The organism is Actinoplanes palleronii, assembly GCF_016862315.1.
In the GTDB taxonomy this organism is placed as follows: Bacteria; Actinomycetota; Actinomycetes; order Mycobacteriales; family Micromonosporaceae; genus Actinoplanes; species Actinoplanes palleronii.
In genome coordinates, this window is record NZ_BOMS01000046.1 from 1 (window position 1) to 25,698 (window position 25,698).

Annotated in this window: 28 protein-coding genes and 1 pseudogene; 8 read left to right on the forward strand and 21 right to left on the reverse strand. The window is 72.7% G+C overall.

Translation table 11 applies throughout. The annotated features are described in order from the left end of the window. Positions 1 to 753, reverse strand: a 753-nt coding sequence (locus Apa02nite_RS16840; RefSeq protein ID WP_203825800.1) for a class I SAM-dependent methyltransferase, incomplete at its 3' end; no start/stop codon positions are given. A gap of 67 nt (positions 754 to 820) precedes the next feature. Here Apa02nite_RS16840 and Apa02nite_RS16845 point away from each other — a divergent pair. Next, positions 821 to 1,786 (forward strand): DUF2332 domain-containing protein, encoded by a 966-nt coding sequence (locus tag Apa02nite_RS16845; RefSeq protein WP_239164360.1) that lies wholly within the window; start codon positions 821 to 823, stop codon positions 1,784 to 1,786. 197 nt (positions 1,787 to 1,983) lie between these two features. Further along, positions 1,984 to 3,466 (forward strand): annotated as a pseudogene (locus Apa02nite_RS16850) (M1 family metallopeptidase). 60 nt (positions 3,467 to 3,526) lie between these two features. Here the strand turns inward: Apa02nite_RS16850 and Apa02nite_RS16855 are convergent. The 3 genes from Apa02nite_RS16855 to Apa02nite_RS16865 form a co-directional block, all read right to left on the reverse strand. Further along, entirely contained in the window at positions 3,527 to 4,297 is a 771-nt protein-coding gene (locus tag Apa02nite_RS16855) for a leucine-rich repeat domain-containing protein (RefSeq protein ID WP_203825801.1), read from the reverse strand. A 271-nt stretch (positions 4,298 to 4,568) separates the two neighbouring features. After that, positions 4,569 to 5,399, reverse strand: coding sequence for a thioesterase family protein (locus Apa02nite_RS16860; RefSeq protein WP_203825802.1), 831 nt, complete (start codon positions 5,397 to 5,399; stop codon positions 4,569 to 4,571). Positions 5,400 to 5,408: 9 nt separating this feature from the next. Further along, positions 5,409 to 6,632 carry a thiolase family protein gene (locus Apa02nite_RS16865; RefSeq protein WP_203825803.1) on the reverse strand — a complete coding sequence of 408 codons (1,224 nt, stop codon included), beginning with the start codon at positions 6,630 to 6,632 and terminating at the stop codon, positions 5,409 to 5,411. A gap of 85 nt (positions 6,633 to 6,717) precedes the next feature. On the opposite strand from Apa02nite_RS16865, the gene Apa02nite_RS16870 reads away from it, so the two are divergent. Then, positions 6,718 to 7,296, forward strand: a complete 579-nt coding sequence (locus Apa02nite_RS16870; RefSeq protein WP_203825804.1) for a TetR/AcrR family transcriptional regulator — start codon at positions 6,718 to 6,720, stop codon at positions 7,294 to 7,296. Between the two features lie 129 nt (positions 7,297 to 7,425). Then, a complete protein-coding gene (locus tag Apa02nite_RS16875; RefSeq protein WP_203825805.1) occupies positions 7,426 to 8,448 on the forward strand; it encodes a TerC family protein in 1,023 nt (340 codons plus the stop codon). Here Apa02nite_RS16875 and Apa02nite_RS16880 read toward each other — a convergent pair. Together Apa02nite_RS16880 and Apa02nite_RS16885 are read right to left on the reverse strand one after the other, a co-directional pair. Further along, positions 8,427 to 8,747, reverse strand: coding sequence for an STAS domain-containing protein (locus tag Apa02nite_RS16880; protein ID WP_203825806.1), 321 nt, complete (start codon positions 8,745 to 8,747; stop codon positions 8,427 to 8,429). The two genes, Apa02nite_RS16875 and Apa02nite_RS16880, sit on opposite strands and share 22 nt — an antisense overlap. A gap of 69 nt (positions 8,748 to 8,816) precedes the next feature. Then, the gene (locus Apa02nite_RS16885; protein WP_203825807.1) at positions 8,817 to 9,806 is read right to left on the reverse strand and encodes an ATP-binding protein; all 990 of its coding nucleotides are present in this window, start codon (positions 9,804 to 9,806) and stop codon (positions 8,817 to 8,819) included. 104 nt (positions 9,807 to 9,910) lie between these two features. On the opposite strand from Apa02nite_RS16885, the gene Apa02nite_RS16890 reads away from it, so the two are divergent. Next, entirely contained in the window at positions 9,911 to 10,888 is a 978-nt protein-coding gene (locus tag Apa02nite_RS16890; RefSeq protein WP_203825808.1) for a helix-turn-helix transcriptional regulator, read from the forward strand. Between the two features lie 76 nt (positions 10,889 to 10,964). On the opposite strand, the gene Apa02nite_RS16895 is transcribed toward Apa02nite_RS16890, so the two are convergent. The 12 genes from Apa02nite_RS16895 to Apa02nite_RS16950 all read right to left on the reverse strand — a co-directional run bounded on the left by Apa02nite_RS16895 (position 10,965) and on the right by Apa02nite_RS16950 (position 20,746). Then, positions 10,965 to 11,687 (reverse strand): SDR family NAD(P)-dependent oxidoreductase, encoded by a 723-nt coding sequence (locus Apa02nite_RS16895; RefSeq protein ID WP_203825809.1) that lies wholly within the window; start codon positions 11,685 to 11,687, stop codon positions 10,965 to 10,967. Between the two features lie 103 nt (positions 11,688 to 11,790). Continuing rightward, entirely contained in the window at positions 11,791 to 12,489 is a 699-nt protein-coding gene (locus tag Apa02nite_RS16900) for a dienelactone hydrolase family protein (protein WP_203825810.1), read from the reverse strand. Between the two features lie 147 nt (positions 12,490 to 12,636). Further along, entirely contained in the window at positions 12,637 to 13,176 is a 540-nt protein-coding gene (locus tag Apa02nite_RS16905; RefSeq protein WP_203825811.1) for an SUKH-4 family immunity protein, read from the reverse strand. Continuing rightward, the gene (locus tag Apa02nite_RS16910) at positions 13,173 to 13,724 is read right to left on the reverse strand and encodes a hypothetical protein (RefSeq protein WP_203825812.1); all 552 of its coding nucleotides are present in this window, start codon (positions 13,722 to 13,724) and stop codon (positions 13,173 to 13,175) included. The genes Apa02nite_RS16905 and Apa02nite_RS16910 overlap by 4 nt, the downstream gene beginning before the upstream one ends. After that, positions 13,721 to 14,296 (reverse strand): endonuclease, encoded by a 576-nt coding sequence (locus Apa02nite_RS16915; protein WP_203825813.1) that lies wholly within the window; start codon positions 14,294 to 14,296, stop codon positions 13,721 to 13,723. Before Apa02nite_RS16915 ends, Apa02nite_RS16910 begins: the two co-directional genes overlap by 4 nt. Next, the gene (locus Apa02nite_RS16920; RefSeq protein WP_203825814.1) at positions 14,289 to 14,783 is read right to left on the reverse strand and encodes a WXG100-like domain-containing protein; all 495 of its coding nucleotides are present in this window, start codon (positions 14,781 to 14,783) and stop codon (positions 14,289 to 14,291) included. Before Apa02nite_RS16920 ends, Apa02nite_RS16915 begins: the two co-directional genes overlap by 8 nt. Positions 14,784 to 14,788: 5 nt before the next feature. Further along, a complete protein-coding gene (locus Apa02nite_RS16925) occupies positions 14,789 to 15,112 on the reverse strand; it encodes a hypothetical protein (RefSeq protein ID WP_203825815.1) in 324 nt (107 codons plus the stop codon). Beyond that, on the reverse strand, positions 15,109 to 15,534 hold the full coding sequence (locus Apa02nite_RS16930; protein WP_203825816.1) for a YbaB/EbfC family nucleoid-associated protein: 426 nt from the start codon (positions 15,532 to 15,534) through the stop codon (positions 15,109 to 15,111). The genes Apa02nite_RS16925 and Apa02nite_RS16930 overlap by 4 nt, the downstream gene beginning before the upstream one ends. Positions 15,535 to 15,628: 94 nt before the next feature. Continuing rightward, positions 15,629 to 16,588, reverse strand: a complete 960-nt coding sequence (locus tag Apa02nite_RS16935; RefSeq protein ID WP_203825817.1) for a DUF808 domain-containing protein — start codon at positions 16,586 to 16,588, stop codon at positions 15,629 to 15,631. A 100-nt stretch (positions 16,589 to 16,688) separates the two neighbouring features. After that, positions 16,689 to 18,929: a S8 family peptidase gene (locus tag Apa02nite_RS16940; protein ID WP_203825818.1), complete on the reverse strand. Its 2,241-nt coding sequence runs from the start codon at positions 18,927 to 18,929 to the stop codon at positions 16,689 to 16,691. An 85-nt stretch (positions 18,930 to 19,014) separates the two neighbouring features. Next, on the reverse strand, positions 19,015 to 19,809 hold the full coding sequence (locus tag Apa02nite_RS16945; RefSeq protein WP_067694734.1) for a hypothetical protein: 795 nt from the start codon (positions 19,807 to 19,809) through the stop codon (positions 19,015 to 19,017). A gap of 181 nt (positions 19,810 to 19,990) precedes the next feature. Continuing rightward, positions 19,991 to 20,746, reverse strand: coding sequence for a copper homeostasis protein CutC (locus Apa02nite_RS16950; protein ID WP_203825819.1), 756 nt, complete (start codon positions 20,744 to 20,746; stop codon positions 19,991 to 19,993). 130 nt (positions 20,747 to 20,876) lie between these two features. Here Apa02nite_RS16950 and Apa02nite_RS16955 point away from each other — a divergent pair, with 130 nt between their 5' ends. Next, positions 20,877 to 21,542 carry an esterase/lipase family protein gene (locus tag Apa02nite_RS16955; protein ID WP_203825820.1) on the forward strand — a complete coding sequence of 222 codons (666 nt, stop codon included), beginning with the start codon at positions 20,877 to 20,879 and terminating at the stop codon, positions 21,540 to 21,542. A gap of 62 nt (positions 21,543 to 21,604) precedes the next feature. On the opposite strand, the gene Apa02nite_RS16960 is transcribed toward Apa02nite_RS16955, so the two are convergent. Both Apa02nite_RS16960 and Apa02nite_RS16965 read right to left on the reverse strand, forming a co-directional pair. Then, positions 21,605 to 21,766: a LuxR C-terminal-related transcriptional regulator gene (locus tag Apa02nite_RS16960; protein ID WP_307871966.1), complete on the reverse strand. Its 162-nt coding sequence runs from the start codon at positions 21,764 to 21,766 to the stop codon at positions 21,605 to 21,607. A 1,125-nt stretch (positions 21,767 to 22,891) separates the two neighbouring features. Further along, positions 22,892 to 23,323: a MarR family winged helix-turn-helix transcriptional regulator gene (locus Apa02nite_RS16965; protein ID WP_203825821.1), complete on the reverse strand. Its 432-nt coding sequence runs from the start codon at positions 23,321 to 23,323 to the stop codon at positions 22,892 to 22,894. Positions 23,324 to 23,386: 63 nt separating this feature from the next. On the opposite strand from Apa02nite_RS16965, the gene Apa02nite_RS16970 reads away from it, so the two are divergent. Continuing rightward, positions 23,387 to 23,848 carry a winged helix DNA-binding protein gene (locus tag Apa02nite_RS16970; protein ID WP_203825822.1) on the forward strand — a complete coding sequence of 154 codons (462 nt, stop codon included), beginning with the start codon at positions 23,387 to 23,389 and terminating at the stop codon, positions 23,846 to 23,848. Positions 23,849 to 24,009: 161 nt separating this feature from the next. Here Apa02nite_RS16970 and Apa02nite_RS16975 read toward each other — a convergent pair whose 3' ends face one another. After that, positions 24,010 to 25,023 (reverse strand): aldo/keto reductase, encoded by a 1,014-nt coding sequence (locus Apa02nite_RS16975; RefSeq protein ID WP_203825823.1) that lies wholly within the window; start codon positions 25,021 to 25,023, stop codon positions 24,010 to 24,012. Between the two features lie 113 nt (positions 25,024 to 25,136). Here Apa02nite_RS16975 and Apa02nite_RS16980 point away from each other — a divergent pair, with 113 nt between their 5' ends. Further along, on the forward strand, positions 25,137 to 25,694 hold the full coding sequence (locus tag Apa02nite_RS16980) for a TetR/AcrR family transcriptional regulator (protein ID WP_203825824.1): 558 nt from the start codon (positions 25,137 to 25,139) through the stop codon (positions 25,692 to 25,694). Positions 25,695 to 25,698: the final 4 nt, after the last annotated feature.

Here is a 25,698-nt window from a genome sequence, read left to right on the forward strand (position 1 = left end):
CGGCTTGGTGGCGGTGATCAGGAAGCGGCGCGAGTGCGCGACGAACGGCCCGGCCGTGCGGATCTGCTCGTGCAGCGCCCGCAGCCGCTCCCGGTACCCGTCCACGGTGAACCCCGGCACCGTCCAGATCACCTTGCGCAGGAAGACGATCACGGCGGCGACGTCGGCGAACTCCATCCGCAGCCACGCGTCGCGCAGCTCGGTCACCCGCAGCCCGGCCGCGACGGCGGCCGCCCGGTGCCGGTCCGGGGCACGACCCGCGCCGATCACCTGCGGACCCATCATGAAGTCGATCAGCTCGTGCACCGAACCCGCGCCGACCTGCTGCGACAGGTAGGTGCCGCCCGGCACGAGCACCCGGGCGATCTGCGCCCAGTCCGTGCTGACCGGGTGCCGGCTGCTGACCAGGTCGAACGACCCGGCCGGGAACGGCAGCGGCGCGTCCTCGGCGACCTCGACCACGGTGCCGCCGAGCGGGGCGAGCCGCTGCCGGGCCAGCGCGACGTTCGGCGGCCAGCCCTCGGTGGCGGTCAGCGTGGCCGGCCGGTGCCCGTCGACGGCGGCGGCGAGCACCTCACCGCCGCCGGTCTGCAGGTCCAGGGCGTGCCGGGCGGTGGCCAGCCGTGCGCTCAGCAGCCGGGCGTAACCCCAGCCCGGGCGCTGCTCGGTGGCCCGGCCGGCGAACCAGGAGAAGTCCCAGCCGTCGACCGGAGTGGACTCACCCTCGGCCACGAGATCGTCGAATGTCGCCATGCCGATGATCGTCGCGGCTGAAGCACCCGCGCGGCCAGCGCATTTCCGCCCGTACCAAAATGAGCCGGTGACCGTCGCCGATGTCTACCTGGAATTCGCCGAGCGCGAAGCGCGCGGTGTGTCGGACGCCTACGAACGCCTCGCCTACCACGTCGCGTCCGATGCCGACCTGCTCGACCGATTAGCCGAGCTGCCCGCGCCGAAACGCCAGCCGAACCTGCTGTTCGCCGTGGTACGGCTGCTCGGCGGTCCGGTCACCGACGCCGCCGACTTCCGCGCCTTCGCGGTCGAGCACTGGGACGAGATCGCCGCGCAGCTGCGGGTCCGGGCCACCCAGACCAACGAGGTCGGCCGGTGCGCGGCCCTGCTCCCAGTGCTCGCCGCCCTGCCGCAGCCGCTGGCGCTGATCGACGTCGGCGCGTCCGCCGGGCTGTGCCTGTTCGCCGACCGGTACGCCTACCGCTACGGCGCCCGGACCGTCGGCGCCGGACTGCCGCTGCTCGACTGCACCGCCACCGGGTTCACCCCGCCGAGCCGGCTGCCGCGGATCGTCTGGCGGGCCGGCCTCGACCTCAACCCCCTGGACGTGACCGATCCTGACGACGTCGCCTGGCTCGACGCGCTGATCTGGCCGGAGCACGCCCACCGCCGGGAACGGCTGCGCCAGGCCGTCGAGGTGGCCCGCGCCGACCCGCCGCACCTGGTCCGCGGCGACGCGGTCACCGGCCTGCCGGCCCTGGCCGCGCAGGCACCGCCCGGCGCGACCCTGGTCGTCTACCACACCTCGATGCTGTATCAGCTGCCCGATCCGCAGGCGTTCGTCGCCACCGCGCGCGGCGTCGGCGCCCGCTGGATCGCGGTCGAGGGCCCGGAGGTCGTCGACCCGGCACACCCGTTGCCCGCACCGCCGTCGCAGGCGCTGCACAACGTGCTCACCCTGGACGGCGAACCCCTCGCCTGGGTACGCGGACACGGCCAGACGGTCACCTGGTTCGGCCGGATACCATCCGCCGATGGCTCTGCACCCCGCTGATCTCATCGGATACGTCACCCGATCCAGCTTGGCGCGCCGGACCTGACCGACGTGCGCGCGGACTTCGTCAGTCTCGGCCAGGGCGGGGTGCTGCACCCCGAACTCGGGTTGATCCATTCACTGACGTAAACCCAAATGATCGAAATCTTTCGATAGGTTGCAGCTGATTGCTCTTACCGATCGGAAGGAGTTCGACTGTGCGACGACTGCTCGTGGCCACCCTCGCCACCGCGTTGACGCTCGCCGGGACCGGCGTGCCCGCCCTGGCCGCGCCGGCACCGGGCGCGCCGGGCATCGGCGACTCGTACTACCCGGACTACGGCAACGGCGGGTACGACGTGTCCCACTACGACATCCGCCTGCGCTACACCCCGGCCACCGACAAACTGACCGGGACCACCACCATCCTGGCCGGCGCCACCCAGGACCTGAGCCGGTTCAACCTGGACTTCGTCCTGGACGTGTCGTCGATCCAGGTCAACAACCGGCCGGCCACGTTCGCCCGCCAGGGTGACCACGAGCTGGTCGTCACCCCGGCCCGGACCATCGCCGCCGGTGCCGCGATTCACCATCGTGGTGCAGTACTCCGGCGTGCCGTCCAGCAAGGTCGCCGCCGGGTTCACCGCGTGGACCCGCACCCCGGACGGCGCCCTGGCCATCGGGGAACCGCAGATCGCCTGGTGGTGGTACCCGAGCAACGACCACCCGTCGGACAAGGCCACCTTCGACGTGTCGGTGTCGGTGCCGGACGGTGTCGAGGCGATCAGCAACGGTGTGCAGCCGCGCCCGCCGGTGCGCGAGACGCTCGGCTACACCCGGTGGAGCTGGCGCTCGCTCAAGCCGCAGGCCACCTACCTGACGTTCCTGACCGTCGGGCAGTACGACGTCACCACCGACACGACCGCGGACGGCTCGACGGTCTACAACGCGTACTCGCAGTTGCTCACCCCGGACTTCCGGGACGCCGCGAAGGCCAGCGTCGAACGCACCGCGGAGATCACCGACTGGGAGTCCACGGTCTTCGGGCCGTTCCCGTTCGAGGCCCGCGGCGGCGTCGTCACCCCGCCCGGCACGCTCGGTTTCGCCCTGGAGAACCAGACCCGCCCGAACTACTCGTCGGCGTTCTTCCGGCGCGGCTCGAACACCTCGGTGGTCGTGCACGAGAACGCCCACCAGTGGTTCGGCGACTCGGTCTCTGTCCGGAACTGGCAGAACATCTGGCTCAACGAGGGCTTCGCCAGCTACGCCGAGTGGCTGTGGTCGGAGAAGAACGACGAGGGCACCGCGCAGGAGATCTTCGACTACCTGTACGCCACGTACCCGGACGACGCGGCGATCTGGACGACCGCCCCGGCCGACCCGGGCACCGCCGAACTGTTCGGCGACGCCGTCTACGACCGCGGCGCGATGACCCTGCACCAGCTGCGCCTCGCGGTCGGTGACGACGACTTCTTCACGATCCTGCGCACCTGGACCGCCGAGCACAAATACGGCAACGCCACCACCGAGGAGTTCACCGCGCTGGCCGAGAAGATCTCGGGCCAGGACCTGGACGCGCTGTTCCAGGCCTGGCTCTACACCCCGTCGAAGCCGGTCCTCGCGGCGTCACTGGCCGCCCCGGTGGCACCGAAGTCCTGGGCCCAGATCAGCCAGACCCACACCCTGCTCCACGAACACTGACCGATAGTGGTCACGGCGCGCTCCCGGCTTCCGGGAGCGCGTCTTTTCCTTTTGGTACGACTACGGAGCGCCCGCCCGCCCTCCCGACCCCGGGCCACCGTGGTGCGGAGTCGGGAGGTAACCCTCGGCCGCGGCGGGCAGGGCGGCCACGCAGGCCGGCGAGCACGCGTTGACCAGCAGCGGGAGCACGTCGGTGCCGACCGGGCGGGAGAGCCACACCTGGTGCAGCTCCCCGGTCAGGGGCTGGTCGCAGACGCTGCAGCTGCTGATCGCGTCGGCGCCGTGGACGGCGGGGTCCGGCTCGGTCACCACGAACGGCGGGCGCAGGGCCGGGAACGGCGGGTGGTGCTTGTAGTTGCCGTACAGCGCCCGGGTGCTGACCGCGCTGGCCCGCAACTCCCGGCAGCGGGTCAGCTCATACGGGTACCAGTGCAGCCGGCGCGACGTGTACGGCTCGAACCGGCGCAGGTTCGCCATCGCCCCGATCTCGGCCGGCAGGCGCACCAGGTTCGTACCGTAAAGCACCAGATGCCGCACCTCGGTGAGCCGCCCGATCGACGCCGGCAGCGTGACCACCTCGCGGCGTTCCGTCGGGCTGAGCTCGGTGAACGGCTGGAACACCGGCCGCCCGTCGGCCACGGCCTCGTCGATCAGCGCGAGCAGGCGCAGCCAGCCCGGCGCCGACGTGTCCTGCCGCTCCCGATGAAAGGCGACGCTCTTGTGCCGCAGGCAGTCGCAGTGGTCCCGATCGGGCACACCCGGCGCACCGGGCCCCACCGCGTCAGCAAACCGGTTGGGCCACAGCCGGGGCTCCCCGCCATCCGTCGTCACCGCGCCACTCTATCGATCACGGTCAGCGGCCCCACCTCCGCGCCGCGCTTGCGTCATCGCGCCAGCCGATCGACCACTGTCGGCAGTCCCACTCCGCGCCGCGCGCCCGCGACGTGCGTTCAACACCGGGCCGCGCCGCCCTCCCGCAAATCCGGCTGGTCGTCAGGGGTGTCTCGAACGCCGCGAGACACCCCTGACGACCAGCCGGAAACCGTGACGGGCCAGCGGGCACTGCGCCGGGCCGGGTGCTGCGCCGGGCGGGTGCTGCCGGTCAGGGGCGGACGGCGGCCAGCTGGGTGGCCTGAGCGACCAGGGCGCCTTTCGCATCCCAGAGCTGGGCGGTCTCGTCCATCCGGCCGCTGGTGACCTCGGCGGACTGCATGGTCATGCGCAGCGGGCCGGGGGCCGGAAGGTGGCGCAGGTAGGCGGTCAGGCTGATGGTCGGGGCCCAGCCCTGGATGCCCAGGGTCAGCGAGATCGGCGGGCTCGGGTCGAGGGCGACCAGCAGGGCCAGCGGGTCCCAGTCGGTGCCGTCGGCCAGGCGCAGCCAGCCGCTGGTCTGACCGTTCTTGGACGGGTGGCCCGCGGCGAAGCCCAGGCATGCCGGGTCGAGGCGGTGTTCGACGACGTCGAGCAGGTGGACGGCGAAGCCGGCGCCGGGCGGGTTCGCCGGGAGCAGGAAACAGTCGTCCTCGGCGGGGATCTCCGGGGCGGGCAGGGCCGACCACCACGGGGCGGCGTCGTCGAGCAGGCCCTGGGTGACCAGGGACTCCGCGCAGGTCTCGCCGGCCTGGGTGAGCCGGGCGCGGAACTGCGAGGAGCCGCGGCCGGCCCGCAGCAGCTCGACCTCGACGGCCACCTCGCCCGGCCGCGGCGCTCGCAGGAACGTCGTGGTCATCGCGATCGGGTGCGGGTGGAACCCGCCGGCCGCGCCCGGGCGGTCCGCGGTGGGCGCGGTGGCCCGGGTGGCGACCGCTCGGGCGATCACGGCCATCAGGTAGCCGCCGTGCAGCTTGTCGCCGACGCCCCACTGCGGGTCCAGGTCGGCGCGGAAGCCGCCGGGGGTCTGCTGCACGGCGGTGGCCTGGGCGAAGCTCTGCATCGGGTCAGCCTAGAGCCGCTCGATGACGGTGGCGTTGGCGGTGCCGCCGGCCTCGCACATGGTCTGCAGACCGTAGCGGCCGCCGGTGCGTTCCAGCACGCCGAGCAGGGTGGTGGCCAGCCGGGCGCCGCTCGCGCCGAGCGGATGACCGATCGCGATCGCACCGCCGTCGATGTTGACCTTGGTGGGGTCGGCGCCGGTCTCGGCCTGCCAGGCCAGCACGACCGAGGAGAACGCCTCGTTGACCTCGAACGCGTCGATGTCGGCCATGGTCAGGCCGGCGCGCTGCAGCACCTTGGCGGTGGCCGGGATGATGCCGGTCAGCATGTGGATCGGGTCGTCGCCGACCGCGACCGCGGTGTGGATGCGGGCGCGCGGGCGCCAGCCGTGCCGGACGGCGTTCTCACTCGTGGTGATCAGCAGGGCGGCGGCGCCGTCGTTGACCGGGCTGGAGTTGCCGGCGGTGACCTTCCAGTCGATCGCGCCGAACCGCTGCTCCCACCGGTCGTCGGCGAACGCCGGGCGCAGCCCCGCCAGCGCGGCCGGGCCGGTGTCCGGGCGCACGGTCTCGTCGGCCAGGAGAAGGAAGTCGGCCTGCGGATCGACGCCGGGCCGCTGCGACAGTGACGCACCGGAGACGGGCAGCGGGGCGATCTGGGCCGCGAAGTGCCCGTCCCGCCAGGCCCGCGCGGCGTTCTGGTGGCTGAGCAGGGCGAACTCGTCGAGCTGGGTGCGCGGCAGCCCCCACTTGCGGGCGATCAGCTCGGCGGCGACACCCTGCGGGATCAGGCCGCCCGGGTAGCGCGCCTCGATCAGCGGTCCGCCGATGTCGCGGCCCAGGGTCTGGCTGCCGATCGGCACGTGCGACATGGATTCCGCGCCGGACGCGATGACCAGGTCGTACGCTCCGGAGAGCACGCCCTGGGCGGCGAAGCTGAGCGCCTGCTGGCTGCTGCCGCACTGCCGGTCGACGGTCACGGCGGGGACTGAGTCGGGGAAACCGGCGGCGAGGGCGGCGAGCCGGGTGGTGTTGCCGGACTGCTCCCCGACCTGGCCGACGGCGCCACCGATGACGTCGTCGATCGTGGCCGGGTCGAGGCCGGGCACCCGGGCGGTCAGGGCGCGCAGCACGTGGGCGTGCAGGGTGACCGGGTGCACGCCGGCGTACGCGCCGGTGGGTTTGCCCTTGGCGACCGGTGTGCGTACCGCGTCGACGATGACGGCGTCTCGCATGGTGTTCCTCCGCTCGAGTGATAACGGACCGATCGGTCCCACTCTAACCGAGAGTCGGACCGATCGGTCCGTTAAGCTGGTCACCATGGCCCGCCCTCCCGCACCCGGCACCCGCGACACCATCCTGCGCGCCGCCAGCGGGCTGTTCTACCGGCACGGGGTGCGCGCGGTCGGGATGGCCCAGGTGATCGACATGGCCGGGTGCGGCAAGAACCTGCTCTACCGGCACTTCCCGGCCAAGAGTGACCTGGCCGCCGCGTATCTGACCCTGGTGCGCGGCGAGCGGATGCGCGCGATCGAGGCTGCCCTGGCGAGCGCCGGCGACCCGGCGGGACAGCTGATCGCGCTGGTCACCGACGTCGCCGAGCTGGTCGGTGCGCCGGCGTACCGCGGGTGCGCGTTCCGCAACTACCTGACCGAGTTCCCCGGCGAGGACGACGAGCCGGCCCGGATCGCCCGCGCCTACCTGCGCGACACCCGCGCCCAGATCGACCGGCTGGCCGCCGCGCTGCCGCCGATCGACCCCGACCGGGTCTGGCTGATCATCGGCGGGCTGCACGGCGGTCCCGCCGACCAGGGCCCGGTCGCGGTCGCCTGGATCACCGAGATGGTCGCGGAGCGTGGGGTTCTCAGGGGTGTCTCCGCACCGCGGAGGCACCCCTGAGAGCCAGCCGGCAACCGGGCGGCGCGCTGCGGGCCGGGAGTGGCCGCGGCCTCGCGGCGGCCTCACGGGCGGGACTCGGCTCGTAGCCTGCGGACGGGCGCTCCGTAGTCGTACCCCAGATGGGTTTTCATGGGCGGGCATCGATGGCACGCTGCGGTGGTGGAGGTAGCGGTCTGGGTGTGGGTGGTGACCCTCGTCGGTCTGGTCGGGTTGATGCTCATCGACCTGTACCTGGTGGGGCGCCGCCCGCATGAGCCGTCCGTCCGGGAATGCACAGGGTGGGTGATCGGCTACATCGCGATGGCGCTGCTGTTCGCCGCGTTCGTCGGGCTGCGCTTCGGCGGTGCGGCCGCCGGGCAGTACCTGGCCGGGTGGCTGACCGAGTACAGCCTGTCGGTCGACAACCTGTTCGTCTTCGTGATCATCATGGCGCGGTTCCGGGTCGAGCGGCGCTACCAGCAGACGGTGCTGCTCGCCGGTATCGTGCTGTCGCTGCTGCTGCGCGGCGCGTTCATCGCGCTGGGCGCGGCCGCGATCAGCCGGTTCACCTGGGTGTTCTACCTCTTCGGCGGCTTCCTGATCTACACGGCGGTCAAGGTCTTCGGCTACGACGAGCAGCCGGAGTACGCCGAGAACGCGCTGGTCCGCTGGGCGCGCCGGGTGCTGCCGATGACCGGCGAGTTCCACGGCGCCCGGATGCTGACCCGGGACGCGTCCGGGCGGCGCCGGCTGACCCCGCTGATCGTGGTGTTCATCGCGATCGGCACGACCGACCTGATCTTCGCGCTGGACTCGTTGCCGGCCATCTTCGGGCTCACCGACCAGCCCTACCTGATCGTCACGGCGACCGTTTTCGCCCTGATGGGTCTGCGCCAGCTGTACTTCCTGCTCGGCGGGCTGCTGGACCGGCTGGTCTACCTGTCGGCGGGGCTGAGCGTGGTGCTCGGCTTCATCGGGGTGAAACTGGTCCTGCAGGCCCTCGCGGAGAACAACCTGCCGTTCCTCAACGGCGGGCGCCCGGTCGGCTGGGCTCCGCACATCGGTATCGCGGTGTCCCTCGCGGTGATCGCCGGAACCCTAGCGGTCACCGCGGCCGCTTCCCTGATCAGGACGCGGATCACGGACCGGTCCTACTCCGGCGGTGGGCGGTAGCCGAGCAGGACGGAGATCCGGCAGAGCCGCAGCAGGGTGTCGAGCTGCGGGTGGGCCGCGGTGATCCGGACCGGGGCGCCGAGCGCGTGCAGGGCCCGCAGGCCGACCAGGTCGCAGAACTGCACCGCGGCCAGGTCCAGCCGCACGACGCTCGCGGACTGCTCGTGCAGCGCGGCGCTGACCTGCTGATCGAACGCCGGCACCGTGGCGTGGTCCAGGTCGCCGGCCACGGTGAGTACGACGGTGTCCGGATCCAGCCGGCTGATGATGATCGTGATGCGCTGCTTGGCATGGTCCACGCCGCCGCTCCCCACCGTCAGGTTTGTGCTGTCACGTTTACCAGACGGTGGTGCTCACGGCACCCGCAGTCATGCCCCGATCGTCGATGGCAGCGGATAGCTCAGCCGCAGCCGGGTGCCGGTCTCGTCGGTAATGACGTCCACACTGGCGCAGACCTGGCGGATCAGCCACAACCCGCTGGGCTCGCCCGACCCGCCGGCCGGCCAGACCGTGCCGATGCCCGGCCCGTGGTCGCTGATCTCGCACCACAGCCGGTCGGCGCGCCGCCACAGCAGCAGCTGGCCGTGCCCGCCGCCGTGCTGCACCACATTGGTCATCGCCTCGTGGACGGCCAGGACGAACCGGAACGTGTCCGGGCCGGGCAGTCCCCGCTCGACGCAGATCGCGTTGACCTGCCAGCGCAGCGAGGCCACGGTGTGGCGGGTGAACCAGCGGGCCACCGGCAGCGTGGGCAGGTCCTCGGTCGGGCCCGGCCGGGCGTCGACCAGCGCGCTGCCGGCCAGGTCGAGCACCACGTCGCCGAGGCGCTGCTCGGCGAAGCTGTCGGCCAGGTCGAGGTCGAGGTGTTCCAGGGTGAGCAACTCGGCGGCCGCCGCGGCGAACGCGGTCGCGGCCGGTTGGCTGTATGTCCACTCGCCGGGCGTGCGGCGGTACAGGTCGACGGCGCCGTCGTGGTGCACCCCGCCGGCGTGCAACGGCACGGCGCAGACCGCGCGCACCCCGGCGTCCAGCGCGGCCGGGGCGAACCGGGGCCAGCGCAGCAGCCACTGCGGGTCGTCCAGGTCGGTGGCGCGCACCGTGCCCCCGGTGGCGGCGTCGCGGCACGGCCCCTCGTCGAAGTCGAGCTGGGCGGCCTCCAGCCGGGCGCTGACCGGGTCGCTGGTGAACCGGGTCCGGGGCGCCTGCCCGCCGGACCCGGCCGACACACCGATCCCGGCGGTCTCGGCGATCAGCGCGGGACCCGCCTGGCACAGCGTGGCCAGGTCCGGACCGTACGCGCTGACCAGATCGAACACCTGGTCCAGGGCATCGCCGTCCCGGCGCTGTGTCTCAGCCATGCCTCCATGAGGCCATCACTTCGGGGGAGCGCACCAGTTGATCTCTTTCGATGTTCGTTATCTGGATATACCGTGCGGGAAATGCATAGGAGAAGAGGCTTGGCATGACGGCCGCACCTGAACGCGTACCAGTCGAGCGGACCAAGCTCGAGCTGCGGGACCTGACCGAGGTCCAGGACCTGATCGGCAGCCGCTATGTCGACGTCCGGCCACGCCCCCTCGACACCGCCCGTGACCTGCTGTTCCAGTCGGCGACGGCGACGGTCGGGCCGCTGGTCGTCGACTCGGTGACCCTGCGCGCCGCCCTCGAGTTCGACACCGACCCGATCGCCGACCCGACCGTGATGTGCCTGTTCGACGGCCGGTACGCCGCCGGGCGCCGCGGTGACCTGCGCCGGGTCGGCTGCGGCGAGGCGATCCTGTTCCCGTCCGGTGAGCCGGTCACCATCCGGCTCGACCGGGTCAAGCACCACGTGGTGAAGTTCCCGGCCGCCACGATCATCACGACCGTCGGCCGGCTCGGCGTCGAACCGGCCGCGTTCCAGTTCCACGGCACCGCCCCGGTGTCCGCGGCGATGAACCAGCACTGGCTGGCCACCGCCGCGTACCTGACCCGCGGCCTGGCCGGCCCCGAACCGCCGCTGGCGTATCCGCTGGTGCTGACCGCCGCGATCGAGTCCGCCGCGGCCGCGGCCGTCGCGGTGTTCCCCAACACCACGATGACGGCCGGCTACACCCCCGGCCCGGGCGTGGTCGCCCCGGCCGTGGTACGCCGGGCGGTCGCCTACATCGACGCCCACGCCGGCGAGCCGATCACCCTGGCCGACGTCGCCACGGCCGCCGGGATCGGCGTGCGGGGCCTGCAGGCGGCGTTCGCCCGGCACCGCGACAGCAGCCCCACCGGCTACCTGCGCCGGGTCCGGATGGAACGCGCCCACCACGACCTGCAGCACGGCGACCGGGCCCGCGGTGACACGGTCGCCGCGATCGCCCGCCGGTGGGGGTTCGCCACCCCGGGCCGGTTCGCCGCCGACTACCACCGGCTGTTCGGCCAGCCCCCCAGCCGGACCCTGCGCACCTGAGCCCTACCCGACGTGGCCCTGCCGCTCGTCGCCGGTGTCGAAGAACGCGGTCAGGTAGTCGTCGGGCCAGCCTGCCTCACCACCCCAGCTCGGGCCCGTCCAGGGACAGGTACCGCGGCGAGCGCGGATCGGCCTCGTCGAGCAGCCGGGCCAGCCGCGCCGCGGCCTCCTCCGGCCGGGTCGCCGCGCCGGGCACCCCCATCGCCGTGGCCAGACTGCCCGGGTGCACCGCCCAGCACCGCACCCGGCCGGCGAACTCCTGGGCCAGCGCGACCGTCAGCATGTTCTGCCCGGCCTTGGCGATCCGGTACGCGTAACTGGTCCGTCGGTCCGCGAACTCCCCGGCGGCCTGCGCGGACACCGACCCCAGCCGCGACGACACGTTGACGATCAGCGGGTCCGGTGCGGCCAGCAGCCGGGGCAGCAGTGCCTGGGCCAGCCGCAGCGGCCCGGCCACGTTCACGTCGACCGCGGCCAGCACACTGCCCGGATCGGTCTCGGCCAGCGGCCGGCCCGGGGCGCCGATCCCGGCGTTGTTGACCAGCAGGTCCAGCGGCCGGTCACCGACCGCGGCGAGCAGCGGCGCGCCGACCGGGTCGCGCACGTCCTGCCGCACCACCGTCACGTTCTCGTGCCCGGGACCGGCGCCGTCGCGCACGCACGCCACCACCTGCCAGCCGCCGGTGGCCAGCCGCGCGGTCAGCGCCGCCCCGAACCCGCGCCCGGCACCGGTGACCACCGCCCGGCGGGCCGGGGCCGGATCGGGCGCGCCGGTGCTGTCGTACCCGGGAAGTTTCATGATCCGAGCGAACCCGGCGGCGACGCCGGGCCGCAAGCCGCGGTGGCCGTGACCCTGCTGGTGGCGTGCGCCGGCTGACCAGTCGTGACCGGGCCCGCCGCGCTCACAGGTGCCGCTGGAAGAACCGCAGTGCGGCGTCGTGTTCGTGGCCGGGCACCTCGCCGTGCCGGCCCGGGTTGGCGTGCAGCGTCTTCTGCGCGGCGCCGAACGCGTCGAACAGCGCCAGGCTCTGCTCGCGCGGCACCCGCTCGTCGTCCCACTGCACCAGGAACGCCACCGGCACGGTGATCGCCGCGGCGGCCGCCGCCAGGTTCGGCGCGCCGCCGTGGCCGAGCACCGCGGCCCGCACCCGCGGTTCGGCGGCGACGAACGGCACGCCCAGCCCGCAACCGAGCGAGATCCCCCAATAACCGACCGGTCCGGGTCCGACGTCCGCTTGCTGTCGCAGGTGGTCCAGGACCGCGCGCCATTCCGGTACGGTCCGGCCGGCCATCAGCGCCTGCGCCTCCGCGATCAGCGCGGCCCGGTCCGCGCCGGCCGCGATCCGCGCCGGGAAGCCGGCCACCACCCGGTCCAGCTCCGCGTCGGCCGGCCGGTCGCCGTGGTTCGGCGCGTCGGCGCAGGCGACCGCGTACCCGCCCTCGCCGACCAGGCGCGCGGCGAGGGCGACGAGCTCGGGGTCCTGCTTGTGCCGGCCACCGCCGTGTCCGAACAGGATCAGCGGCCGGGGTCCGGCGGCGTCATCGTCGGAGGTCCACAGCACGGCGGGGACGTCGCCGACGGAGAAAAGAGTGGTACGCATGGTGGAACGGCCTTTCGGAGCATGCCTCGCGGGCGCTCCCTAGACCGTGCGTGGGAGGGAGCCCCGACCTGTCAGTGCGTTGATCGGTCTCACCTCCTCGGTCCGCGGTTGCGGCGACCCTATCAGGTCGGCATCGGCGGGCCTGCGCTACCGGCCGGTGGACTCCAGTTGGTCGAAGGCCATGGTCCACCAGGATTCCGGGTCGGTGAACGCGGACGGGTCGACACCGTGCAGGTCGGCGCGGATCGCCGCGGCCCGGACGGCACGGTCCCGGCCGCCCGCGTCGTTCTCGATCAGCTGCCCGAGCCGGTAGAGGAACTCCACGAACGCTGCGTAGGTGGCGTTGACCGGCTCGAAGTTCGGTGTCTCCAGGTCCAGCAGCACCACCGCGCCGGTCAGCGCGTCCATGCAGAACAGCATGTACGCGTCCTCGGGCGAGCTGCCGAGCACGATGTAGATCCGCGGACCGGCGTCCCCGATCTCGATCTTCAGTTTGCTGAACAGCTCCAGGCCCTCGACGGTGACGTCCACGGTGAACAGGATCGGCACGTCCAGCGGGAGCGCGCCGGAGGGTGAGAACACCTCGGGGCGCAGCGGGCCGAGCACGTCGTCGAACTGCTCGACCGGGAAGTAGATCATCCCGTCGGCGCCCCAGAGCGCGGTGAGTTCCTCGTGTGTGACGCTCATGCGCCGCCCTCCTCGTCCTCGTCGCCCTCGCCGGGCACGGTGGTCAGGTCGTGCTCGTCGAGGAAGCCCCACCACTCGTCGTCCTCGAAACCGACGTCGGCGTACCCGGGGCCGAAGACGTAGTAGGCCAGGAAGTACTCGAGGTTCGGCATCAGCTCCTCGAACTCCTCGCGCGCGTAGTACGGGTCGCCGCTGGTCTGCGGGAACCACCACACCGCGCCGGTGTCGCGCCGCAGCAGCACCGGTTCCTCCATCAGGGTGCCGAGGAAGTACCACGCGGCCGGCGTGGCGCCCACCCCGGTGAACGCCGGCATGTCGGCGAGCATGGCCTGCCGGTAGGCGATGTGCGCCGTCCCGGCCAGGTCGAACGCACCGGCCAGGACGCCGTCGGCGACCGCCAGCAGGTCCCGGACCGGTTCCGGCACGTCGGCCGGGATCCGGGCGTCCGGCGCGCCGGCGTCGATCTGCGCCCACGACAGGGAGGCCGGCTGGTCCGCCTCCAGGTCGGTGCGCAGCTCCTCGATGAGCTCGCGGAGGTCAGGGTTCACGGCACCAGCTCTATTCGGATCGGGGTTCCATCGGGCAGGTCCTTGATCTGCTGCCAGATCTCGTTGCCCATGTCCTGGTTCGTGTGGGAATCCAGCAGCCTCAGGTTACTGGCGTGGTCCGCGCCGCCCAGCTGCGGATCCCACACGTGATCGGCGTCGGTGTTGCGCAGCCGTTCCAGGAGCTTGTTCGCCATCGCCTTGCCCTCCGGGGTGGCCCGGCCCCCGTCCGGCCAGTACTTGGCCAGGATCGCGTCGCGCACCCGTTTGCGGTACGCCTTGGTGATCTCCGGGTCCTTGTCCAGCGGGTTCGCCTGCTTGAACAGCTTGCCGTCGTCGCTGAGCTTCTTGAGCGCGTTGAACTTCCGCTGGAACGGCCCCTTCTTGTACGAGGCCTTCTGCTTGATCCGCAGGGTGAACTCGGGCAGGTCGTTGTTGCGGGTCACCGCCGGCGCCGGTAGGCGTTTCTTCGGCTTCTTCGCGGCCGCCTCGACCGCGGCGCCGACGAGTTTGCCGACCTTCGGTTTCCCGGCGCCGCCGCGGGCCTTCGTACCCTTCGGGCCGTGGCTAGGCATCGAGCAGCTCCGTGATCACCTGGTCGATCAGCAGGCTCACCAGCTCCCGGGTGATCGTCTGGAAGATCGGGATCTCGGCCAGCGACGCGCCGAACGTGGCGACCGCGGTGGCGACGGCCTGGGCCACCTCGAACGCCAGGATCGCCAGTTGCACGATCACCTGGATCTTCAGGGCGAGCACGATCGCCCCGCAGATGATCATCCCGGTGCCGACCAGCATGGCGGCCTGCGCGTAGTCCGGCAGCGAGCCCGGCCCGCTGTCCGGGTCGGCCCACCACTGCTGGAACGCCTGCAACGCCTCGCCGCTGTGCCCGGCCACGACCGCGGACGCGGCCGTCCCGGCCTGCCCGGCGGCCTGCCCGACCGTCCCGGCGAAGTCGATCCACGCCTGGCCCATCTCGACGAGCTTCTCCTCGTCGGCCTCCGGCCAGCTCAGCCCGATCCAGCCCAGCGCGGTGACCAGCTCACCCGGCAGCTGTAGTCCCATCGCGGTCAGCCCAGCTCGTGCTGGAGGCCCCGCAGCCCGGTGACGAGGTCCTCCTCTGCCGACTCGTAGTTGTCGGCCATCAGCGTCAGATCGCTGCCGGCCGACCCGATCTCCTCGGCGGCCACCGCGATGCAGTCCAGCACCCACGCCGACACGGCGGTGTACGCGATCCCGATCAGCGACCCGATGTCGTCGCCGCCCCACGGCTCGCCGTACCCCTGCATCTGGGCCTCGAACGTCTCCACCTGCCCGATGAAGCCCTGCGCCACGGTGATCACACCGTCGCCGCCGGCCCGCAGCGCCGCCGGGTCGACCGCGAATCCACTCATCGGCCACCGCCGCGGGCCATCCGCTGCTGGGCCTCGGTCAGCGTCTGCAGGAACGCGCCGAGCCGCGGCACCGCGGTGTCGCGCACCTCCTGCAGCTGCTCGGTCAGCTGCGACAGGTCCCCGGCGGCCGGGACCGGCGCGGCGCCGGCGCGCATCGCGTCGATCGCCGCGTTCACCGCCGCGACCACGTGCTCGCCGATCTCCTGCGTGCCCAGGCGCAGCAGCCGCGGGTCCAGCGTCACCGCCGCCAGCCGCCCGTCCGCGCCGAACTCGGCGCGGACCTGCCCGTCGGCGGACTCGCCGAGGCGCTGCTGGCGCGCGGTCTCCTCGTCCTGCGGCGCCGGGCTCGCCGCGCGCAGCGCGCAGCGCGCCGCATCCAGCATGCGAGCGAACTCCCCGCTCACCGATCCATTCACCGTCATGGGCCCTCCCCGATCACCGGAGAGCATAGTCAAATCGACCAAACGGCATGGAAGCACGCGCCGGGACGTGAGCCCGGCGGCCGCGGCCGCCGGGTCACCCGCTACTTCTCGGCGTCCGCTGCACCGCCGGCTTCTTCCGGCGGTGCAGCGTCACGCTCAGCACGAACACGACCACCGCGCCGACGATCAGCCCGGCGATCGCGCTGGCCACCGTGTTGACCAGCCAGCCGATCACCCCGCCGAGTGCGCCGGTGGCGTCGTGCGCCGCCTCCTCCAGGTGGTGCACCGCCGCGTAGAGCGCGTGCAGGCCCAGCTCGTCCGCGCCGACCAGCAGGATGTGCCCGCCGACCCACAGCATCGCCGCGGTGCCGATCACGGTCAGCCCGGTCAGCACCTTCGGCATCGCCTTGACCAGGCCACGGCCGAACGTCGCGATGCCGGTGCCGGTGCGCTCGGCCAGGCTCAGGCCCAGGTCGTCCATCTTCACGATCAGGCCGACCACGCCGTAGACCAGCACCGTCATGAACAGCGCGACGACCGCCAGGATCACCAGCCGGGACAGGAACGGCTCGTCGGCGACCTCGTTCAGCGAGATCACCATGATCTCGGCGGACAGGATCAGGTCGGTGCGGATCGCGCCGGCGACCAGCGTCTTCTCGTCCGGCTGCGCCTGCTCGCCGGCGCCGTGCGCGTCGTGATGGGCGAGCTTGGCCCACACCTTCTCGGTGCCCTCGTAACACAGGTACGCGCCACCGATCATCAGCAGCGGGGTGAGCAGCCACGGCACGAACTGGCTGAGCACCAGGATCACCGGCAGGATGATCAGGAACTTGTTGCGCAACGACCCCACGGCGATGCGCTTGACGATCGGCAGCTCACGCTCGGCGGCCAGACCACGGACGTACTGCGGGGTGACGGCGGTGTCGTCGATGACCACACCGGCCGCCTTGGCACCGGCTTTCGCGGCGGCGACCCCGACGTCATCGACGGACGCGGCGGCCGCACGGGCCAGGACCGCCACGTCGTCCAGCAGTGCTGCGAGTCCAGCGCTCAAGAAACTTCCTCTCACATCGGCGGGCAAACATGTGTGCGGACCATTGTCGTCCAGGTCCGCCGCCCGCGCACGACCACCTCCCTCCCGGTCAGATCAACCCCTATGGGGTACGGGATCGGCCTTCGACCTGGTCCTGCAGGAAGACCAGCAGTGCCGCGCCGTCGAGCTTGCTGGCCTGCTCACGGGTGCGCCGGTCGGTCACGGTGTACTCGATCGCCGGCTCACCGCCCGGGTTGGTCACCGCCGTGACCGCGAAGCCGTACCCGGCCTGGTCGGTGTCCGGCTCGGTCACCGGCGGGCGGGCCGGTTCACCGACCGGCACGACGTACCCGGCGCCGTTGTCGTCGTCGGCGCTGACCCAGCCGTCCGCGGCGACCTCGACCGCGCACCGGTGCCGCCCGGCCGGCAACCCGGACAGGTCGAAGCTGTGCACGCTCGCCGGGCCCGCCCCGTCGAGCGCTGCCGCGCCGCGCACCAGCAGCCGCGCCGTGGTGGGTACGTCGGTCTTCACCACGACCCGGGCCCCGTCGGCCTGCACCGCGACGATCCGCGGGAACACCGCCGCGCGGGCCAGCGCCACCGCGGCGGCCACGTCGAGCTTGCCGGCACCCCAGCCGGCGTCCGGGCCGGCACCGACTGCCGCGTCGGTGCGCACCGACCGGCGCAGCACCTGGCGCACCTGTTCCGCGGTGAGCAGCGGCACGGCCTGCAGCACCAGCGCGGCCGCCCCGGCCACGTGCGGCGCCGCCATCGACGTGCCCGGCAGCGCCACGTGCCCGCCACCGGCCTGTGCCGACACGATGTAGTCGCCGGGCGCGGCCAGCTCGGGTTTCTCCCGGCCGTCGCGGGTCGGGCCCAGCGAGCTGAACCCGGACAGCGTGCCGATCGTCTCCGGTCGCGGCGACTTCGTCACGTACGACCCGACCGTGATGACCCGCCGGGCCGTACCGGGGATGGTGACCGTGCGGGTGGCGTCGCGGGCCCGCGACGCGAACCGGCTCTGTTCCGGCGCGCCCAGCCCGCCGCGCGGCGCCCGTTCGATCCACGCGTCGAACCGGCCGTCGGCGACCACCCCGGCGCGCAGCACGATGCTCCACCGCCCGGCCTGGATCTGATCGGCGGTGCCGCGGCGCAGGATCAGCGACGCCCGCCGGTCGCCGGTGCCGTCGGCGTCCTCGTCGACGTCGATGCGGACCCGGTTGCCGGCCCCGGTCTCGTAGGACAGCGACTCCCCCGCCCGCACCTGCCCGGAGGTGGAGCCGCCCGGCGTCGTCAGGCTCACCGCGACGTCGTCGCCGGAACCGAACCACACCTCGATGACGTCGTCGTCGAGGTCGCCGCTGACCACGTCGAACGCGACGTAGTGGTCCTCGGCGGGCGAGAGCATCCCGCCGGCGTGCACCCCCCACTGCCGTTCGTTGCCGGCCGACTTGACCACCACGAAGCCGGGCCGGCGGCTGAGCTCGTCGATGCGCCGCTCGAGCAGCGACTCCCCGCCGTGCCCGCCGATGTTGGTGCCCTGGCTCAGGTTCACCACGGCCGGGCGCCCGCCGGCGCGCTGGCGGACGAAGTCGAGCGCGGCCACCACGTGGGTCGAGGTGCCCAGCGACGCCCCGTCCGGCCGCAGCGCCACCACGATCAGCTCGGCGTCCGGGGCGATCCCGGTGAACAGGTCCCGGCCGCGTTCGTCGCCGGCCAGGATCCCGGCGACGTGGGTGCCGTGCCCGTGCGGATCCGCGTCGTCGTGCGGCACGACCGCGCGCGGATCCGCCGAGCGCAGCGCCTCGTCGAGCTCGGCGCGGGTGTACTCGCGGCCGAACGCTACGGTGCCGCCGGCCACCGCGTCCGCGGCCTGGTCCCATAGCGCCAGGATGCGGCTGCTGCCGTCGGCGTGCCGGAACGCCGGGTGGGTGTAGTCGATCCCGGAGTCGATCACCGCGACGACCACGCCGGCGCCGGCGATCGACGGTGATCCGGCGTGCAGGTCCTGGGCCCGGCACTCCACCCGCGACCAGTTGAGCTCGGGGAACAGCGGCCGGGACGCCTCGATCCGGGCGACGGCGGCGTGCCCGGCCAGCGCGGGCAGCGCCGTCACCGGCAGGCGGACCGGCCGGACCGTGCCGGCCGGGCCGACCTGAGCGCCGGTCACCGTCGTAGCGATGTCGTCGAGGTCGCCGTCCGGGACCGCCTCGACCAGGACCTCGATGGTCGCGCCGTCGGCGCGGCCGTCCCAGCCGATGCGCGCGCCGAGCGGCACGTCGGCGGCCGGTGCGAACGCCGCTCCGGGCCGGTCGGTGAGCTCGTCCATCACCAGGCGCAGCCGCGGGTCCACCTTTGCCATTGTCGGATCTCCTTCCCGCCTCGCAGGGTTGTCCGGTGCACCGCATCGGGCGCCGGCGTCGTCGACGCCGGCGCCCGATGGCCGATCAGGAATAGATCAGGACGCGGACCGGGGTGTCCTGCACGAAGCTCGGGACCAGACCCGGAACCACCACCGGACCATCCACGTACGGGATGTACGGGAAGCAGAACGGCGCGTACGCGTCGAGCTGCAACCACTGCGAGGCGTACCCGGCGAACGGCGGCAGACCCGACGCCACGCTGCGCACGTCGATGGTCAGGCTGATGTCCAGCAGCCGCGGCGCGCCGTCCTGCGGCGCCGGTACCGACGGGATCCGCAGCACGTGGAAGTCGAGGAAGCCCCCGCCGAACGTGCCGGTCACCGGGCCGAGGTCCGGCCCGTTCGCCACGTCGTTGACGTTGACCGTCTGCCCCCGGACCACGTAGGACTGCCCGGCCATCACGTCGGCCGCCGACGGGTTGCCGGGCGAGAAGCCCAGCGGCGTCGGGTTGCGCCAGATCGCGGCGATCAGGAAGGCCCGCTCACCGGCCCGGATGATCCGGTTCGGCCGGAACGGCCCGCCACCGATCGGCTGGAACGGCCCCACCGCGATCATGTCGAAGAACTGGTAGGGCACCCCGCCGAACACGGCCGTCGGTTCGGCGATCTCGGCCGTGCCGCTCTTGCTCCGGCCGTTCTGCGTGGCCGAGGACTTGCGGTTCTGCGTTTCGATCTGCTTGAGCTGACTGCGGTAGACCGTGGTGCTCTGCACCAGCTTTTCCCCGAGGTCCTCCACCGTCTGACGGATCTCATCACCGAGGTCCAGCAATTCCTCGGGTATCTTGAGCTCCTCCGCATGCTTCATCGTCGTCTCGGTCATCTTTGACCTCCATGAACCAGCACTGTGAGTCGGAGAGTCACTGCAGTGTCCTCGGCCCCAGAATTGCGCTTTGCGTACACAGATCACTACGGACTGTGCCTGTCGCGTGTCGCATTGACGCCGACGAGCTGATCTGCTAGCAGTCCGACCCCGTGCCGGGTGTGCCGCGCCGAGCGCGCAATCAGACGACCCGGTCGGCGGGCGCAAAAGACCCAAGTCCCCGCACCGCGTCCAGGATCAGCCCGGCCAGCTGCTCGTCGGTGCCCTCCCGGCCGGTCGCGCCGGCCCGGGCCGCCGCGCCCAGCTCCACCGCCACCGGGTCCGGCACGATCCGTTTCGCCGACGCGTGCACCGCGGCCACCCCGGTGCCCACCAGGCCGGCGACCAGCTCCGGGCGTACCCCGCCACCGGCCATGATCTCGATGCGGCCGGCCGCGGCCCGCACCAGGGCGGCCAGCCCGGCCAGCCCACCGGCCACGGTGCCCGGCCCGCCCGCGGTCAGGATCCGGCACACCCCCAGCCCGGCCAGCACGTCGAGGCCCGCCGCCGGATCGGCCAGGCCGTCGAAGGCCCGGTGGAAGGTCACCGCCGCGCCGCCGGCCGCCTCGACCGTCCGGGCGATCAGCCCGGTGTCGACCCGCCCGTCGCGCAGCCCGCCGACCACCACCCCGGCCGCGCCCGCCGCGACGGCGTGGCGCACCTCGCGGACCATCAGCGCGGCCTCGTCGGCCGGGTAGTCGAAGCCACCGGCCCGCGGCCGGATCAGCACGTGCACCGGCGGCATCCCGGGAAACCCGACCGCCGCCTCGATCAGCGCCTGCGAGGGAGTGACACCGCCGAGGGCGAGCGCGGAGCACAGCTCGACCCGGTCGACGCCGAGGCGTGCCGCCACCGCGATGCCGCCGGTGTCCTGGATCGCGAGTTCGAAGGCAACCATCCGGTCAGCCTTCCCTGCCGGGCCGTGCCGCACCTCCGGACGAGACGAAGACCACCGGCGATTTCGCCGATGCGTGACCATCTTTATGCACTGAGGATGCAGAGATCCCCGTTTCACCCCTGGAGGTCTCATGCGTCGTCTCATCGTCCTGTTCACCGCCGTGCTGGCCGCGCTCGCGCTGAGCCCGGCCCTGCCCGCGGCCGCCGCCCCCGGCACCCCGGTGATCTTCGTGCACGGCTACACCGGCAGCGCCTCGAACTGGACCACCGCCATGGCGGTGTTCCGGGCCGGCGGCTACGCCAGCAGCGAGCTGTTCGCCTACGAGTACAACTCGTACGGCAACAACATCACCAACGCGCAGGGGCTGGCCAGCTACGTCAGCCAGGTCCGGTCGCGCACCGGCGCCGCCCAGGTCGACATCGTCAACCACTCGATGGGCGGCCTGGTCAGCCAGTGGTACCTCAAGCAGCTCGGCGGCGCCCCGTACGTGCGGCACCTCGCGTCGATCGCCGGCGCCAACCACGGCACCACCTACGCGAGCGCCTGCCTGATCTACGTCACCTGCCAGCAGATGTACCCCGGCTCGTCGTTCATCACCACGATCAGCGCCGGTGACGAGACACCGGGCGCCACCAGGTACGCGACCTGGTACTCGCCCTGCGACGGGATCATCATCCCGTACACCAGCACCGTGCTCAGCGGCGCCACCAACAACTACGTGGCCTGCCAGACCCACATCGGCTACCTGACCGACACCGGCACCCTGACCCAGATCCGGACGTTCCTGGCCAGCTGACCCGGCCGGCAGCGCGGCCGCGGGCCCGGTGGGGGCCCGCGGCCGCACCCGGTCACCGCAGGTCAGAGCAGCCCCAGTTCACGAGCACGCAACGCCGCCTGGGTCCGGTCCCGGGCACCGAGTTTGGCCAGGGCACCGGTCACGTGGTTCTTCACGGTCCCCTCGGCCAGGAACAGCGCCGCGGCGATCTCCCGGTTGCTGCGCCCACCGGCCAGCAACCGCACGACGTCTCGCCGCCACGAGCGTGGCAGCCGCGACGGTGCCGGCGAACCCCACCGCGAACCAGAACCCGCACGAGATCCCCCGCCGCCCGAGCTGCTCGAGCCGCTGCCCGGCCACGTCGGTCACCACGACGTTGCCGGGCGCCACCGCCCACCGCAGCCCCAGCAGGTAGGCCACGACCAGCACCACCCGCCCACCCGGCGGCGCGGCGTAGAGAACCCCGATCCCGAACAGATGCAGCAGCACAACGACGCCACCCATCCCAGCCAGCGCCCGCCGCGGTGTATCGGCCATCTCGACCTCCGCTCCCCCGGCCGCCGCCCCACGCGCACGACTCGGTGCCAGCGATTCGCCGCCGCCCGCCGCCCGGATGACCCCCCACCCAAAATCCGCACACTGTGCCCCAACCCCTATTCGGTACGACCTGGGCGCCATCACAGAAGCAGCTGCCCCGTCCCGGGCCTCCCCGCGAGGCAGTCCCGCTCAAGATCGCTGAGCGCCGCACGGGTGTGTCCCGGGGTCCGCGACGTCGTCCCACCACCGGACCGTCAGGCGCGCGCCGGGACCCCGGCTGGCTTCCCGGGGTGCTTCGCACCCCGGGTGACACCCCCGAGAACCAGCCCACAACAGAAAGTCGCGCCTCTGCCCGGAGTCAGGCGGCCCGTCGCGCGGCGACCGCCCGCCCCCGGGTGGCGCCGGGCGGCTCCGGAGTGGCCGGACATCGCGTGCCCCGGGACACACCCGTGCGTCGCCGGGCGGTCCGGGCCGGGACTGCCTCGCGGGGAGGCCCGGGACTCCGCTGTTGCCCCTGTGCCGGCCCGAGGTCGTACCGAAGGAAGGTCGTGATCTGAAGCGGTCGCGGCATGACCGGGGAACTTTTTCGACTACAACAGAACTGTCACTATGGTGTAGCCGTCATTTGTCCGTTTCCAGCGTCTCGGCGGATTAACGGATTACTGGTAATAGCAATCCGGTAATGCGGGTAATCGGAGGCCGGGAGGTCGAAGCCTGGGCGTGCGGTGGAAGGTCAGGACGGTTCTGTCAGAACGATCCTCCTGGGATTTGCGCACCGTCGCCGAACCCGGCGTCGCGGTCGGCGACGACGGCGGCGGCGGTGCAGAGTCGCGCTACCCGCGGGGCCAGGCGTCGACGAAGCGGGCCAGCAGGGCGGCCAAGGTGCGGGACTCCTCGGCGGAGAAGCCGGTCAGGGCTTCGGCCACGCCGCGGCGGCGGTTCTCCTGGGCTGCGGCCACGACGGCGCGGCCGGCGGCGGTCAGCTGGATCAGGATGTAGCGGGCGTTGCCCGGCTGTGGTTCACGGGTGATGAGGCCGTCGGCGAGCAGGGCGGTGGTGAGCCGGCTGGCGCGGGGGCGGTCGACGCCGATCCGGTCGGCGATCGCCGAGATCGGCAAGGGGCCACCGGCCTCGTCCAGTGCGTCCAGGTAGCGGAAGCTGGCGGCGTCCGGTGCCGCGGCACGCCTCTGCAGGTGCCCGGCCTGCTGATCGCGGCGGATGCGGACCAGGGCGCGCGCGATGAGCTCGTCCGGTTCCGCCGTCATGCCGCCCACCCTACAACAGTTGTTACTTGACAACCGGCAGCGTCGGCGCGCCAGAATAGTTGTATGAATACAACTGAGTTCCGGCCGATCGGGCTGCTGCTGCGCCGCCTCGATCAGCTGATCGACGAGCGGTTCGACGCCACCCTCGGCGCCCGGGGCGTGACCCGCCGGCAGTGGCAGGTGCTGCGCACCCTTGAGGTCGGTCCTGGATCGCCGGCGACGCTGACCGCGAGCCTCGCGCCTTTCCTGGCCACCGGCGAGCCCGTCGAGACGCACCTGTCGCCGCTGCTCGGCGGCGGGTACGTCGAGGACCGCGCCGGCGTCTACACCGTGACCGCGGCCGGGCGTGACCTGCTGGCCGACCTGGGCGCCGCGGTGCGGGCCATCCGTGACGTCGGCACCGCGGGCATCACCGCCGACGACTACACCCGGACCCTCGACACCCTGGAGACGATGATCGCCAACCTGGAGCCCGGCCCCGGACGGCCGGTGCCGCCGGCGGTGGTGCCGGCAGCGAACGGCTGACGACGTAGCCGGCGCGGCGACCAGGACAGTGTCCAGGTCCGCCCGGTCGACCGGGCGGGTCAGCGGGTGCACGTCGCCGGTCCGGGGGCGTCTTCCCCCACGTGGCCACCGCTGTCATCACCGGGTCGAGGTCGGCGATGTCCGGATTCCGGGGCCGCCGGTCAGGGTGCGGTGTGCTGACCGGTGACCGCCGGGACGACGGTGAACCGGCTGGCCTCGTCGAGGCGCTGCACGGCCTCGGCGGGGAGCGGGAACGCCAGCCCGTCCAGGTTCGCGGCCAGGTGCTCGGCGGAGCGGGGGCCGAGCACCACCGACGTGATCTCGGCCCGGCCGCCGAGCCAGCCCAGCGCCACCGTCGGCGCCGTCGTGCCCAGCTCGTCGGCCACCGCGGCGACCTCGTCCGCGACGTCGAAGTGCCGGTCGGCGAGCAGGCCGGCCACGAACCCGCGGGCCATCGGGCTGGGCATCGCCGCCCACTGCCCCAGCCGCGACCCGGGCTCCGGCGCCATGCCGCGGCGGTACCGTCCGGCGAGCACGCCGCCGCCGAGCGGGCTGTACGCGAGCACGCCCAGGCCCAGCTCCCGGCAGACCGGGATGATCTCCGCCTCGATCGCCCGGGTGATCAGCGAGTAGTTGGCCTGCAGGCTCACCAACGGCGTCCCGCCCCGGCGCTGGGCGGCCCACTGCGCGCTGACCACCCCCGCCGCGGTGACGTTGGAGCAGCCGGCGTAGCGGACCTTGCCGGCCCGTACGAAATCGTCGAGCACCCCCATGGTCTCCTCGATCGGCGTGGTGGCGTCGGGCACGTGGCACTGGTAGAGGTCGACGTAGTCGGTGCCGAGCCGGCGCAGGCTCGCCTCCAGCGCACGGGTCAGGTGCCCGCGCGACAGACCCCGGTGGTTCGGCCCGGTGCCCTGCGGCGCGCCGCCCTTGGTGGCCAGCACGACGTCGCCGCGGCGGTGCGCGACGGCCCGCCCGAGGATCTCCTCGCTGGTGCCGCCGCGGTAGGTGTCGGCCGTGTCGATCAGGGTGTGCCCGGCGTCGAGGAACGCGTCGACGATCCGGCGGGCCTCGGGTTCGGCGGTCGGCGCGTGCGGGTCGGTGCCGAAGTTCATCGTGCCCAGGCAGGCCCGGGTGACGTGCAGGCCGGAGCGGCCCAGTGTGGTGTGCGGCATGCCATCCCCCGTAAAATCGGAATCGTGATTCCGTGTGAAGATATGGAACCTGGATTCCGGTTGTCAACGGCGGCGCTCCCGACGACGGGGATTCCAACGACGGTGGTCCCGGCGTGATCCGCTCCGACGCGACCCGCAACCGGGCGAAGGTCCTTGCCGCCGCCGAGCTGGTCCTCGGCGAGCAGGGCCTGACCGCCCGGATGGACGAGATCGCCCGCCGCGCCGGGGTCGGGGTCGGCACCGTCTACCGGCACTTCGCCACCAAGGAGGCGCTCTACGCGGCGATCGTCACGGCCCGGGTCGACCTGCTGCTGCAACAGGCCGACCGGTTGCGCACGACCGGGGAACCGGCCACCGCGTTCTTCACGTTCGTCACCCGGATCGTCGTGGACGCCACCACCAAGAAAGCCCTGACCGAGGCGCTGCGCGACGCCGGCATCGACGTCAAAGCCGGCCGGAGCGACCAGCGGACCCGGATGCACGAGGCCCTGACCGCACTGCTGCAGGACGCGCAACGGGCCGGCGCGGTGCGCCCCGACGTCGACATGCCGACCGTCCTCGCCCTGCTGCGCGGCGCCAGCCTGGCCGCGGAGTCCGGCGACTACCCCGTCCCGGTCCTGGACCGCGCCCTGGCTGTGCTGTTCGACGGCCTGCGCCCCCGACCGGCGTGACGAC

What these genes read in the sequence shown, in the direction of transcription:
- Apa02nite_RS16860 (WP_203825802.1), bottom strand. Translation starts at nt 5,399, where the DNA reads ATGCAGAGCTTCGCCCAGGCCACCGCCGTGCAGCAGACCCCCGGCGGC.
- Apa02nite_RS16865 (WP_203825803.1), bottom strand. Translation starts at nt 6,632, where the DNA reads ATGCGAGACGCCGTCATCGTCGACGCGGTACGCACACCGGTCGCCAAG.
- Apa02nite_RS16870 (WP_203825804.1), top strand. Translation starts at nt 6,718, where the DNA reads ATGGCCCGCCCTCCCGCACCCGGCACCCGCGACACCATCCTGCGCGCC.
- Apa02nite_RS16875 (WP_203825805.1), top strand. Translation starts at nt 7,426, where the DNA reads ATGGGCGGGCATCGATGGCACGCTGCGGTGGTGGAGGTAGCGGTCTGG.
- Apa02nite_RS16885 (WP_203825807.1), bottom strand. Translation starts at nt 9,806, where the DNA reads ATGGCTGAGACACAGCGCCGGGACGGCGATGCCCTGGACCAGGTGTTC.
- Apa02nite_RS16890 (WP_203825808.1), top strand. Translation starts at nt 9,911, where the DNA reads ATGACGGCCGCACCTGAACGCGTACCAGTCGAGCGGACCAAGCTCGAG.
- Apa02nite_RS16895 (WP_203825809.1), bottom strand. Translation starts at nt 11,687, where the DNA reads ATGAAACTTCCCGGGTACGACAGCACCGGCGCGCCCGATCCGGCCCCG.
- Apa02nite_RS16900 (WP_203825810.1), bottom strand. Translation starts at nt 12,489, where the DNA reads ATGCGTACCACTCTTTTCTCCGTCGGCGACGTCCCCGCCGTGCTGTGG.
- Apa02nite_RS16905 (WP_203825811.1), bottom strand. Translation starts at nt 13,176, where the DNA reads ATGAGCGTCACACACGAGGAACTCACCGCGCTCTGGGGCGCCGACGGG.
- Apa02nite_RS16915 (WP_203825813.1), bottom strand. Translation starts at nt 14,296, where the DNA reads ATGCCTAGCCACGGCCCGAAGGGTACGAAGGCCCGCGGCGGCGCCGGG.
- Apa02nite_RS16920 (WP_203825814.1), bottom strand. Translation starts at nt 14,783, where the DNA reads ATGGGACTACAGCTGCCGGGTGAGCTGGTCACCGCGCTGGGCTGGATC.
- Apa02nite_RS16925 (WP_203825815.1), bottom strand. Translation starts at nt 15,112, where the DNA reads ATGAGTGGATTCGCGGTCGACCCGGCGGCGCTGCGGGCCGGCGGCGAC.
- Apa02nite_RS16930 (WP_203825816.1), bottom strand. Translation starts at nt 15,534, where the DNA reads ATGACGGTGAATGGATCGGTGAGCGGGGAGTTCGCTCGCATGCTGGAT.
- Apa02nite_RS16940 (WP_203825818.1), bottom strand. Translation starts at nt 18,929, where the DNA reads ATGGCAAAGGTGGACCCGCGGCTGCGCCTGGTGATGGACGAGCTCACC.
- Apa02nite_RS16945 (WP_067694734.1), bottom strand. Translation starts at nt 19,809, where the DNA reads ATGACCGAGACGACGATGAAGCATGCGGAGGAGCTCAAGATACCCGAG.
- Apa02nite_RS16950 (WP_203825819.1), bottom strand. Translation starts at nt 20,746, where the DNA reads ATGGTTGCCTTCGAACTCGCGATCCAGGACACCGGCGGCATCGCGGTG.
- Apa02nite_RS16955 (WP_203825820.1), top strand. Translation starts at nt 20,877, where the DNA reads ATGCGTCGTCTCATCGTCCTGTTCACCGCCGTGCTGGCCGCGCTCGCG.
- Apa02nite_RS16965 (WP_203825821.1), bottom strand. Translation starts at nt 23,323, where the DNA reads ATGACGGCGGAACCGGACGAGCTCATCGCGCGCGCCCTGGTCCGCATC.
- Apa02nite_RS16970 (WP_203825822.1), top strand. Translation starts at nt 23,387, where the DNA reads ATGAATACAACTGAGTTCCGGCCGATCGGGCTGCTGCTGCGCCGCCTC.
- Apa02nite_RS16975 (WP_203825823.1), bottom strand. Translation starts at nt 25,023, where the DNA reads ATGCCGCACACCACACTGGGCCGCTCCGGCCTGCACGTCACCCGGGCC.